Origin of the sequence: Micromonospora sp. BL4, assembly GCF_003667505.1 — a bacterium.
GTDB lineage: Bacteria > Actinomycetota > Actinomycetes > Mycobacteriales > Micromonosporaceae > Micromonospora.
In genome coordinates this window covers 1-11,741 of the sequence record NZ_RCVJ01000073.1, presented here as the reverse complement: position 1 = coordinate 11,741, position 11,741 = coordinate 1, and the positions used below count along the sequence as shown (strand labels likewise).

General features: G+C 74.1%; 8 protein-coding genes. 5 read left to right on the top strand and 3 right to left on the bottom strand.

The window, feature by feature from the left end; all coding sequences use genetic code 11:
• Positions 1 to 47: 47 nt before the first annotated feature.
• Positions 48 to 1,328, bottom strand: a complete 1,281-nt coding sequence (locus EAD89_RS05590) for an extracellular solute-binding protein (RefSeq protein WP_121674972.1) — start codon at positions 1,326 to 1,328, stop codon at positions 48 to 50.
• A 413-nt stretch (positions 1,329 to 1,741) separates the two neighbouring features.
• On the opposite strand from EAD89_RS05590, the gene EAD89_RS05585 reads away from it, so the two are divergent.
• Positions 1,742 to 2,761, top strand: a complete 1,020-nt coding sequence (locus tag EAD89_RS05585; RefSeq protein ID WP_121652846.1) for a LacI family DNA-binding transcriptional regulator — start codon at positions 1,742 to 1,744, stop codon at positions 2,759 to 2,761.
• A 23-nt stretch (positions 2,762 to 2,784) separates the two neighbouring features.
• Here EAD89_RS05585 and EAD89_RS05580 read toward each other — a convergent pair whose 3' ends face one another.
• Positions 2,785 to 5,334, bottom strand: coding sequence for a GGDEF domain-containing phosphodiesterase (locus EAD89_RS05580; RefSeq protein ID WP_233578222.1), 2,550 nt, complete (start codon positions 5,332 to 5,334; stop codon positions 2,785 to 2,787).
• A gap of 217 nt (positions 5,335 to 5,551) precedes the next feature.
• On the opposite strand from EAD89_RS05580, the gene EAD89_RS05575 reads away from it, so the two are divergent.
• A complete protein-coding gene (locus EAD89_RS05575; RefSeq protein ID WP_121674971.1) occupies positions 5,552 to 5,929 on the top strand; it encodes a PH domain-containing protein in 378 nt (125 codons plus the stop codon).
• A 7-nt stretch (positions 5,930 to 5,936) separates the two neighbouring features.
• On the opposite strand, the gene EAD89_RS05570 is transcribed toward EAD89_RS05575, so the two are convergent.
• On the bottom strand, positions 5,937 to 6,863 hold the full coding sequence (locus EAD89_RS05570; protein WP_121674970.1) for a 2-hydroxyacid dehydrogenase: 927 nt from the start codon (positions 6,861 to 6,863) through the stop codon (positions 5,937 to 5,939).
• Positions 6,864 to 7,043: 180 nt separating this feature from the next.
• Here EAD89_RS05570 and EAD89_RS05565 point away from each other — a divergent pair, with 180 nt between their 5' ends.
• From EAD89_RS05565 to EAD89_RS05555, 3 genes are all read left to right on the top strand, one after another.
• On the top strand, positions 7,044 to 8,861 hold the full coding sequence (locus EAD89_RS05565; protein WP_121674969.1) for a GAF domain-containing SpoIIE family protein phosphatase: 1,818 nt from the start codon (positions 7,044 to 7,046) through the stop codon (positions 8,859 to 8,861).
• Positions 8,862 to 8,953: 92 nt separating this feature from the next.
• Positions 8,954 to 10,126, top strand: a complete 1,173-nt coding sequence (locus tag EAD89_RS05560; RefSeq protein WP_121674968.1) for a sorbosone dehydrogenase family protein — start codon at positions 8,954 to 8,956, stop codon at positions 10,124 to 10,126.
• A gap of 61 nt (positions 10,127 to 10,187) precedes the next feature.
• A partial coding sequence (locus tag EAD89_RS05555) for a metallophosphoesterase (RefSeq protein ID WP_121674967.1) occupies positions 10,188 to 11,741 on the top strand: 1,554 nt, incomplete at its 3' end.

Genomic DNA, 11,741 nt, shown 5'->3' with positions numbered 1-11,741 from the left:
GCGGCGCGGGGGCGGCGCGGTGTCCGGCGCGCCCCCGCGCCGACGGCTCAGGAGGTGCTGGCCTTCTCGGCTTCCTTGACCGCCTCGGCCCAGGCGGCCTCGGGCTTGAGGGTCTTGTTCTGCACACGCGTCAGCACGTTCTCCACCGCCACCCGGGTCGGGCCGTTCTTCTTGCCCAGGTACTGCGGCGTGAGGCCCTGCGCCATCTTCGGGAAGATCTGCCCGACGGGCGCGTTGCTGAAGAACGGGTTCGTGAAGTCCGCGATCGCCGGGTCGCTGTAGAGGGCAGGCTGCGAGGGCAGGTTGCCGACCTTCTTGAAGACTTCGATCTGCTGCTCCGGCTGCACCAGCCACTCCAGCAGCTTGTACGCCTCGTCGACGTGCTTGCTCTGCTTGGGGATGGTCAGGAACGAGCCGCCCCAGTTGCCGCCGCCACCGGGCACCGCGGCGATGTCCCACTTGCCCTGGGTGCCGGGTGCGGTGTCCTTGATGTGCCCGAGCATCCACGCCGGGCAGGCGAGCACCGCGAAGGAGCCGCTGGTGAAGCCCTTGTCCCAGTCGGCCTGGAAGCTGGCCAGGTTGGCGGAGAGGCCGGCCTGGATCGCCTTGATGGTGTAGTCGAAGGCGACCTTCGGACCCTGCTCCATCTGGAGCTGGTCCTGCTCGTTGTAGAAGCCGACCGGCTGCTGGCCGAGGATCGGGTTGAACAGGTTGCTGCCGGCGTCGATGAACTTCTTGTTGGTCTTGCCGGTGTACTGCAGGCCGACCTCGATGAACCTGTCCCAGGTGGGCCAGAGGGCGGAGACCTGGTCGCGCTCGGTGGGCAGCCCGGCGGCCTTGAACAGGTCGGTGCGGTAGCACATGGCCAGGCCACCGGTGTCGGTGCCGAGGCCGATCTGGGTCTTGCCGTCGGCGGAGAGCGACTGCTTCCACTTCCACGGCAGGTACTTGCTCTCGTACGAGCCGGCGCCCTTGTCCAGCAGGTTGACGAACTTGTCCGACTGGCTGCGGAACTGCACCATGAAGCCCTCGTCGATGGCCGCGATGTCCGCCGCGCCGGAGCCGGCGACCAGCTTCTTCTGCAGGTCCTCGTGCTGGGCGTTGTACTCGCCGGAGTTCAGCTGGATCTTGACGTTCGGGTTGGCCGCCTCGTACTTCGTCTTGAGGTCCTGGAGGCCGAAGTCACCCCAGAAGTTGATCTTCAGGGTGACCTGACCGTCCGCCGCGTCGGAATCCTGCCCGCTCTTGCCGCTGCACGCGGCGACCAGGGCGAGGCCGACCGTGCCCGCGGTGACCGCGCGGGCCCACCGGGTCCAGGACCGTTTCATGGCATCCTCCGAACAAGTGGGAACGCTCCCGGCATCGAGAGACGTTGACTGAACCGGATAAGTGAGGCCACCGTACGGGCCGGTTCCAGGGGTGTCAACGGCCTGTTACGGCGCGCTCGTCCGATCAGACCGGAGGCGTCCATGGGAGCGCAAACAGGCGTGGTTGAGCGCTTTCCGCCACACCTCCGCACACCGAGCCGGGCCGTGAAACCGAGAGACCATCGGTACGCTGAACCGCGCAAGCCCGCTGCATCAGCCGACCGATTCGATCCCGAGCGTCCGGCCGTCGGAGGCCGGCAGCGGTTGCGCTAGGTTGAGCCCGCCGACACACCCCGCGGCGCGCCGACCGGGCCGAGCGTGGCGCGGCAGCCAGAAACCCGGCCCCTGTGGGCGGAGAGTGAAGGAGCACGCCGGTGAAGCGGCCGACCATCGCCGACGTCGCCCGACGCGCCGGGGTGTCCAAGGGCGCCGTGTCGTACGCGCTGAACGGGCAACCCGGCGTCTCCGAAGCCACCCGGCAGCGGATCCTGGCCATCGCCGCCGAGATCGGGTTCAGCCCGAGCAGCGCCGCGCGGGCGCTCTCCGGCGCCACCGCCGAGGCCGTCGGCCTGGCCCTGTGCCGGCCGGCCCGGATACTGGGCATCGAGCCGTTCTTCATGGAGCTGATCAGCGGCGTCGAGGCGGAACTCTCCGCCCGCTCGTACGCGCTAACCCTCCAGGTGGTGGCCGACCAGGACGCCGAGATCGCGGTCTACCGGCGCTGGTGGGGCGAGCGCCGGGTGGACGGCGTGCTCGTCTGCGACCTGCGCACCGACGACCGCCGCATCCCCGCGCTCGAACAGCTCCAGCTGCCGGCGGTGGTGATCGGCGGGCCGGGCGGCACCGGCGACCTGGCCAGCGTCTGGTCCGACGACGCGGCCGCGCTGACCGAGGCGGTGGAGTACCTGGTCGCGCTCGGGCACCGCCGCATCGCCCGGGTCGGCGGCCTGCCCGACCTGCGGCACACCGAGATCCGCACCGAGGCCTTCGCCGCGGTGTGCACACGGCTCGGGCTGACCGACGCGGTCACCGTCTGGTCCGACTACACCGGCGAGGAGGGCGGACGGGCCACCCGCCGCCTGCTCAGCTCCGCGCAGCGGCCCACCGCCGTCATCTACGACAACGACGTGATGGCCATCGCCGGGCTCTCCGTGGCCCAGGAGATGGGGCTCACCGTGCCGGGCGATCTGTCCATCGTGGCCTGGGACGACTCGCCGCTCTGCCGGCTGGTGCACCCGCCGCTGACCGCGTTGGGCCGCGACATCCCGGCGTACGGCGCACACGCCGCCCGGCAACTCCTCGCCGTCATCGCCGGGCAGACCGCGACCCGCGTCCAGGACGAGACGCCGCACCTCACCCCGCGCGGCAGCACCGCGCCGCCGCGGACCAGGTGAACCGGTTCACCCGGGGCGGGTGGTCAGCGGGACGTCGAGGGAAACTCCTCGAAGTACGCCTCGACCCGCTCGGCCGTCGCCGGGCGGGCCAGCGCGAAGCCCTGCCCGTACCGGCAGCCGGCCCGGTGCGCCCCCTCGACCTGGCCCGGTGACTCCAACTCCTCGGCGACGATCTCCACCCCCAGCCGCTCACCGACGTTGACCACCACGTCGATCAGTGGCGGCTGCCCGTCCGGTCGGGCGCCCACCAGCTCCGGGCCCACCTTCAGCAGGTCGATCGGCAGCCGGCGCAGCTGGGCCAGCGAGGCGTGTTCGGCACGGAAGTCGTCCAGCGCGGTGCGTACGCCCAGCGACCGCAGGCCGGCCAGCCGGGCCACCACGGTCGACAGGTCGGCGGCGACCCTCGGCTCGGCCACCTCCACCACCAGCCGCTCCGGGGACACCCCGTACGCGGCCAGCACGGCCGCGGCCCGCTGCACGAAGTCGGGCGTGGTCAACTCCCGGGTGGTGACGTTGACCGCCATCCACAACTCCCGGGTGCCCGCCGACCAGTCGGCCAACTGGCGGCAGGCCCGGTCCAGCACCCACCACTCCAGCTCGCCGACCAGGTCCAGGTCCTCGGCGACCGGCAACAGCTCGGCCGGGAGCACCGTGCCGAGCACTGGGCTGCGCCAGCGCAGCAGCGCCTCGGCGCCCACCGGCTGCCGACCGGCCAGGTCGAGCACCGGCTGGTAGACCAGATCCAGCTCGCCGCGCGCCACCGCACCCGGCAGCTCACGTTCCAGGTCGAGCCGGCGAACCAGCTGCTCCTCCAGGAACGCGTCGTACCACTCGACCCGGTCGCGGCCCAGCTGCACGGCCCGCCGCCGGGCCAGCTCGGCTTGGCGCAGCACGTCCGCCGGCCCGGCGCCGCTCACCTCGGCCAGCCCGATGCTCGCCTGCACCCGCAGCACCGATCCGGCCAGCCGGTAGGACGGGGTGAGCGCGGTCAGCAGCCGGGTGCCCAACGCGTACGCCAGCACCGGCCCGGCGGCGGTGACCACCGCGAAGCCGGTACCCGCGCACCCGGTGACCAGGTCGCCGGGCGCGACGACGGCGCGGGCCCGGATGACGGCCTCGGCCAGCACGTCCTCCCTGGCCGCCGGGCCGATCCCGTCCGCGCCGTGCAGGTCGACCAGCAGCAGCGCGCCGGCCGGCGCCGGCACGTCGCCGATCGCGGCGAGCGCGTCCAGCAGGGCCGCGCGGTTGCCCGGACCGGCGCCGGCCGGCGCGGACCGGGAACTGAGCGCCGACCAGGACACCTCGCCGTCGGGCGACCAGGTCGAGCCGGCGCCGTTCGAGGTGGCCGGCCCGTCGTCCGGCGCGCCGAGCCAGCGGGTCGCACGGCGGTGGCGGACGGCCCGCCCGGCACGCCGGCGGTGTGCGGCACGGCGATCAGGGGTGGCCGCGTCGCCGGAGCGCAGCAACTCACGCAGCACCAGCGGCGGCACCGCGGCCACGGCCAGCAGCACGCTCATCCGGTCCGGCGAACGGCCGGCGCCTAGATGCAGACCCGCCGCCAGCAGCAGCAACGCGGCCGGAAGCACCGACCGGGGCCAGGCGGCGGGCCTACCCGCCGCCTCCACAGCGACGGCATCCATCGCGTCGCGCGCACCGAACGCGGTGAGCAGCATCCCGAGCACCAGCGGCGGTACGGCCACCAGAGCCGCCCGACCGGCCGGCGCGGGCGGCAGGGTGGCCAGCAGCGCCAGGCCGACCAGGGTGAGCAGAACTCCACCCCGGCAGATCACCGCCCCCGAGCGCCGGTGCGGGCCGGTGAGCGCACTGAGCGCGGCCATCCCCAGCCCGCCGAGCCCCAGCGCCGCGACCAGCCGGGTGGGCGCCGGCAGGACATCGCGGGGCAGCAGCAGCCAGGCGGCGAGGGCCAGCCCCACGGCCGGGCCGGTCGCCTCGACCAGGTGACGCAGCCGGAGCCGGGCCGACGGCCGTGTCCGGCCGGGGAGCCGGCGCAGGCCGGCCGCGGACAGGGCCGCCGAGACCAGGAACCCGATCAGCGCGGCGGCGCGGTGCCCGGTGTCGGCCAGCGGCAGCACGGCGGCGGTGAGGCCGGCCGCGACCACCGCCGCGTCGAGCAGCACGCCCGCCGCGCGTCGAGCAGCACGCCGCCGGGCGGCTCGTCCGACCGGACGTGCCACCGGGAGCCCATCGGCCGCACCCGCGCGCGCCGCGGACGGCGTGGGCGCCGACGGCACCGTGGCGGCGGAATCGGCGGTGGCCGGCCCGCCGGACGGTGGATCGGCGCGCCAGGCTTCGGCGGTCGACGGGTCGGTGGGCGTCACCTCGGTGGGCGGCAGCTCGGCGGGCGACGCCTCGGCGGGACGGCGGGTCGCCAGGCGGGAGAGCCGCACCCCGGCGAGCGTGGCGCCCGCGCCACCGGCCAGGGCGATCACCACCGAGGTCGGGACCAGGTCAGCGGCACCGGCGAGGACGAGCAGCGCCACCGCCGCGGACACGGCGGCCTCCGGTGCGGCCCGGCGGGGGACGAGGAGGCGGAACGGGTACGCGAGGAGCACGGCGGTCGCCTTCGTGAGGGGGCACGGGGGCGGTGCGGCGGTGAGGGGCACCGGACGTTGCGGGTCCACTGCCCAACAATCGAGAACGAACGGCGGCCAGATCGGTTACGTGTCGGTCACCCGGCGAAGCCAGTGACCCGTGTCACTGTACGGCCTGACGGCCGGCCGGGCACCGCCCGCCGGGAGCCCGACCGGCCGGTGGTGGGATCATCAGAGGGTGAGTAAGCCCGACACCGTCCGCTTCCGGTACAACCAAGCCATCCTGGTGGCCGCGGTCATCGCCTTCATCGGTGCCCTGCCACTGGCCGACGCCCGGACGTACCTGCTGCCGGTGCTGCTCGTCCCCCTCGCCGTCGGGGTGTGGGCCTGGCGGGCCGGCACCGACGCCGACGCCCGGGAGCTGCGCCTGCGGGCACTGGCGGGGCAGCGCCGGATCGGCTGGGACCGGGTCGTCGAGCTGGTCACCGACCCGCGCGGGCGGGCGGTCGCCCGGCTCGACGACGGACAGCAGGTGGTCCTGCCGGCGGTACGCGGCGCGGACCTGCCCCGGCTGGTCTCCGCCACCGGCCAGGAACTGCCCGACACGGCTGGCTGAGGCCCCGTCAGTACCCGTCGACCACCGTGTTGATCAGCGGCTCGCCGGCGGCGAACCGCCGCACCTGATCGCCGACCAGCCGGTAGGCCCGCGGCAGCAGCCCCCGCACCGATCCGGCCACGTGCGGGGTGAGCAGCACGTTCGGCATCGTCCAGAGCGGAGAGTCGGCGGGCAGCGGCTCCGGGTCGGTGACGTCCAGCGCCGCCGAGATCCGGCCGGTGCCCAGCTCGGCGACGAGCGCCTCGGTACGGGCCACCGGCCCCCGAGCCCCGTTGACCAGCAGCGCCCCGTCCGGCATCGCGGCCAGGAACTCCTTGTCGATCAGGCCGCGGGTCGCGTCGGTGAGCGGCACCAGCACCACCACCACGTCGGCCTCGGGCAGCAGCCGGGGCAGCTCGTCGACGCCGTGCACCCCCTGCGCGGGCCGGGCGGTCCGCGCCACCAGGGTGAAGCTGACGTCGAACGGGGCGAGCCGGTCCCGTACCGCGGTGCCGATCGACCCGGCCCCGACGATGAGCACCCGTTTGCCGGTCAGCTCGTCGGTCGGGGCGACCTCCTGGAAGGCCCACCGCCGGTCGGCCTGCGCCCGGACGAAGGCCGGGAACGCCCGCAGCTGGGCCAGGATCGCGGTGACGACCCACTCGGCGGTGGACGGGTCGTGCACGCCTCGGGCGTCGCACAGCGTGACGCCCGCCGGCATCCGGCCGGCCCAGGCGTCCGCCCCGGCGGAGAGCAGCTGCACCGCCGCCAGATCGGGCAGCTCGTGCAGCAGGGCGGTCGCGTCCGAGCCGGCCAGGAACGGTGGCACCCAGAACCGCACGTCGGTCACCGCCGAGGGCAACCGGTCGGCGTGCTCGACGACCTCCACCGTCACGTCCGGGGGCAGCTCGCCGATGAGGTCCAGGCCGGCCTGGTGCGGGATCCATACCTTCACGTCCGCCGACGATAGCCTCCGTCACGACGGACGGTGCGGGCACGGCGGCAAACGGGGAGCCTCGGGTGGCGGCGCGGGGGCGAGCGAGCCTCGGCACAACGATGTTAGGGCCGGGCGCGGGCGCGGTATAACGAAGCCCCGGATCCCAGTTCGGCCTCCACCCCGGCAGACAGGTTCGCAATGACCGACAGCTCCCCCGCCCGCCCCCGGCCCGCGATCGCCGCACCCGCGGCGCTCAGCGACCCGGCACGGCTGCGGGCGCTCGCCGACACCGGGCTGGACGCCGCCCCGGACGAGGCGTTCGAGCGGTTCGCCCGACTGGTCAGCGACCTGCTGGACGTGCCGGTCGCGCTGGTCTCCCTGGTCTCCGACGACCGGCAATTCTTCCCGGGTGCGGTCGGGTTGCCGGAGCCCTGGGCGGAACGCCGGCACACCCCACTGAGCCACTCGTTCTGCCAGCACGTCGTGGACATCGAGGTGCCCATGGTGCTGCCGGACGCCCGGCTCTACCCCCGGGTACGCGACAACCCCGCCATCGACGACCTCGGCGTGGTCGCGTACGCGGGGATGCCCCTGACCGACCTCTCCGGCCGGGTGCTCGGGTCGCTCTGCGCCATCGACAGCAAACCACGGGTCTGGACCGCCGGGCAGCTGCGAACGCTGGCCGACCTGGCCGCCGCCTGCTCGTCGGAGCTGCGGCTGCGGATCGCGCTGGACGGCGCGCGGGAGGACCGCCGACTGGTCGTGCAGGCGCACGAACGGCTGGAACTCCTCGCCGGGGTGAGCGAGACGCTGGGCGGCACGCTGGACGTGGGCACCGCGCTGCGCCGCCTCGCCGCCACCATGGTGCCGCTGCTCGCCGACTGGTGCCTGCTCACCCTGGTCGGGCCGACCGGCCAGCCCCGCGAGGTCGTCGCCGTGCACCGCGATCCGGCCCGGACGGCGGACGTCGACCGCTTCGCCACGCTGCTGCGAACCGGGCTCAGCGCCGACTCGATCATCCGGGCGGTGCTGCGGACCGGCCAGCCCCGCCTCGGTGAGGTGGCCTCGCTGGCCGACGTCACCCGGGGGACCACGCACCCGGAGATGGCGACGATCGCCCGCCGCCTGGGCATCGCCTCGTACCTGAGCGTGCCGGTGCGGGCCGCCGGCGGCACCGTGCTGGGTGCCATCACCCTCGTCAACGACCCTCAGCGCCAGCAGTTCGACGACCGCGACCTGCTCACCGCGGTGGACATCGGCCGCCGGGCCGGACAGGCGATCGGCAACAGCTCGATGTACGGCGAACAGCGGCACGTCGCCGAGGTCCTGCAGCACAGCATGCTGCCGCGGCTGCCGGGCGTGGCGGAGCTGGAGCTGGCGGCCCGCTACCAGCCGGCGGCCGACCGGGTGGCGGTGGGCGGCGACTGGTACGACGCGTTCGTCCAACCCGACGGGGATCTGATCGTCGCGATCGGGGACGTCGCCGGGCACGACATCGAGGCGGCGGCGACCATGGGTCAGCTGCGCAACCTGGTGCGCGGCAACGCGTTCGGCCGACAGGACACCGTCGGCGAGCTGATGACCCACCTGGACGGCGCGATGCGCGGCCTGCGGCTGCCGATCCCGGCCACCGCGACGCTGGTCCGGATCTGTCCCGAGCGCTCCGGTGTCCGGGAGATGACGTGGTGCAACGCGGGGCACCCGCCGGCAATGCTGGTCCGCGCCGGCGGGGCGGTGGAGATCCTCGAAGCGCCGCCGGAGCCGTTGCTCGGCCTGGCTCGCCCGTCGCGGCGAACCACCCGGTCGACCAGCCTGGCCGTCGGCGACACGCTGCTGCTCTACACGGACGGGCTGATCGAACGGCGGGACCGGCCCATCGACGACGGGCTGGCCGAGCTGGTGGCCCGGCTGGCCGGCTCCGACACGCTGCCCCTCGACGAGCTGTGCGACCTGCTGCTCACCTCGATCGGGCACCGTGCGGACGACACCGCGCTGCTGGCCGTACGGGCCCGCTGACCGGTCCATCCGGGATCACCGGCGCCGCCGCCGGCGGCCGTTCGGATCCCGTCGGGCCCGGCCGAGCCGGCCGGCGGGCTACCCTGGGCCGGGTGAGCGCCCGTCCCCCGTACTCTCGCATCCGCCGCCTCCGGGTGGCCCTCGCCGCGTCCTGCGCGGCGCTGCTCCTCACCGCCGGTTGCAGTTTCGGCGAGCCGGAGCCGGACCCGGCCGGTGAGCCGCCCAACCTGCCGACCCCGTCGACGTCGGCCAGCCCTGGCGGCGCCGGCCAGCAGGCGGTGGCGACCGTGCTCGCCAAGGGGCTGCGGGTGCCCTGGGCCATCGCCTTCCTGCCCGACGGCGGGGCGCTGGTCACCGAACGGGACAGCGGCCGGATTCTCCAGGTCGGGCCCGAGTCCGGGCCGGACGGGATGCGGATCCGGGTGGTGCACACGATCACCGACGTGGCGGCGGCGGGTGAGGGCGGCCTCCTGGGCATCGCCGTCTCGCCCGGCTACGACCGGGACCGGACGGTCTTCGTCTACTACACCGCCGACCAGGACAACCGGGTCGTCCGGTTGCAGCTCGGCGGGCAGCCCACCCCGATCCTCACCGGCATCCCGAAGGCCAACGTGCACAACGGCGGCGGGCTGGGCTTCGGCCCCGACGGGCAGCTCTACGTCAGCACGGGGGACGCCGGCCAACGCCCGAATTCCCAGGACGTGAAGAGCCTCGGCGGCAAGATCCTGCGGATCACCCGGGACGGCAAGCCCGCCGCGGGCAATCCGTACCCCGGTTCCCCTGTCTGGTCCCTGGGGCACCGCAACGTGCAGGGCTTCGCCTGGGACGCCGCCAAACGGATGTACGCCGTCGAGTTCGGCCAGAACACCTGGGACGAGATCAACCAGATCACCAAGGGTGGCAACTACGGCTGGCCCGAGGTCGAGGGGCGGGCCGGCGACAAGCGGTACACCGACCCGATCACCCAGTGGGGGACCTCGGACGCGTCCTGCTCGGGCCTGGCCGCCACGGACCGGCTGCTGGTCACCGGCTGCCTGCGCGGCAAGCGGCTCTGGGTGATGGAGCTGACCGACACCGGAACGCTGCTCGGGCAGCCCAGCGAGCTGCTGACCAACCGGTACGGCCGGCTGCGAGCGGTGGCCGCCGCGCCGGACGGGTCGCTCTGGGTGAGCACCTCCAACCACGACGGGCGGGGCGACCCGGCGGCCGACGACGACCGTCTCCTGCGGGTGGTCTTCGCCGGCGGCGACGGCGGTCGCAGCTGATTCGCGTCACCATCCGGTCAGGTTTGCCAAGATCCTCCGACGGGCAGGTCAGACTCTCAGCATGGACGGGCAGCACGACGAGCAGCACGACGACGCCGGTGACCGGGACGAGCCGGTGACCGGTGCCGCGTCGCGGCGGTCTGCGGGTCGACCGGCCGGCCGGCCCGGTCCCGTGCGCCGCACCGCGGTCATCCTCGCCGTGCTCGCCGTGGCCCTGGCCGGGGCGGTCCTCGGGGTGCTCGCCGGCGGCCGGGTGGACACCGACATCGGCCCGTTCCGGGCCAACCTCACCCTCACTCCCGCCAGCGCGGGCGGCACCACCGTCGACGTGCCGCCGCTCGGCGCGCTGCTGCTCGACAGCCACGACGGGCCGACGCAGCTCACCGTACGACTGGGCGCACTGGACCAGGGGCGCACCGAGGCGCTGCTCGACGACCCGGCCAGCATCAGCCGGGCCAGCCAGAGCGCCGTCGAGGACGTCCGGTCCGGGGTGATGCGGCTCGGCCTGCGGACTCTCGCCTCGGCGGTACTGGTCACCCTGATCCTGGCCGGGCTGGCCTTCCGCGACGTGCGGCGTACCGCCTGGGCCGGCGGGCTGGCGCTGCTGGTCACCGCCGGCAGCCTCGGCACGGCGGCGGCCACCCTGCGGCCGCAGGCGATCGAGGAGCCGCGCTACGAGGGGCTGCTGGTCAACGCGCCGGCGATCGTCGGTGACGCCCGCCGGATCGCCAACGACTACACGAAGTACGCCGAGCAGCTGCAACGCATCGTCGGCAACGTCAGCCAGCTCTACACCACGGTGTCGGCGCTGCCGGTGTACGAGCCGGCCCCGGGCACCACCCGGGTGCTGCACGTCTCCGACATGCACCTCAACCCGACCGGTTGGCAGCTGATCCGGACGGTGGTCGAGCAGTTCGACATCGACGTGGTGATCGACACCGGGGACATCACCGACTGGGGCAGCGAGCCGGAGGCGTCCTTCGTCGGCTCGATCGGCCTGCTGAAGAAGCCGTACGTCTTCATCCGGGGCAACCACGACTCCGGGCGTACCGGCGCCGCGGTGGCCCGCCAACCGAACGCGATCGTGTTGAACAACTCGACGACCACGGTCGCCGGGCTGACCATCGCCGGCATCGGCGACCCGCGCTTCACCCCGGACAAGAACACGTCCCCGGCCGGCAGCGGGCTGACCCAGCAGGTGGCCGACCAGGTGATCGGGGCCGGCGAGCAGTTGGCCACCACCGTGCGCCGCTCACCTCGACCGGTGAACATCGCGCTGGTGCACGACCCGGCGTCGGCCGGGCCGCTCGCCGGCACCTGCCCGCTGGTGCTGGCGGGGCACACCCACGCCCGGCAGATCTCCAAGCTGCCCCAGGCGCCCGGGCAGCAGCCCACCACGCTGATGGTGGAGGGCTCCACCGGCGGCGCCGGGCTGCGCGGCCTGGAGGGTGAGAAGCCGACCCCGCTGTCGATGAGCGTGCTCTACTTCGACCAGCAGAAGATGCTCCAGGCGTACGACGACATCACCGTCGGCGGCACCGGGCAGGCCCAGGTCAACCTGGAACGGCACGTGGTGGAAGGCCCGACCGCCGGCCCGTCCCCCTCGGTCACCCCC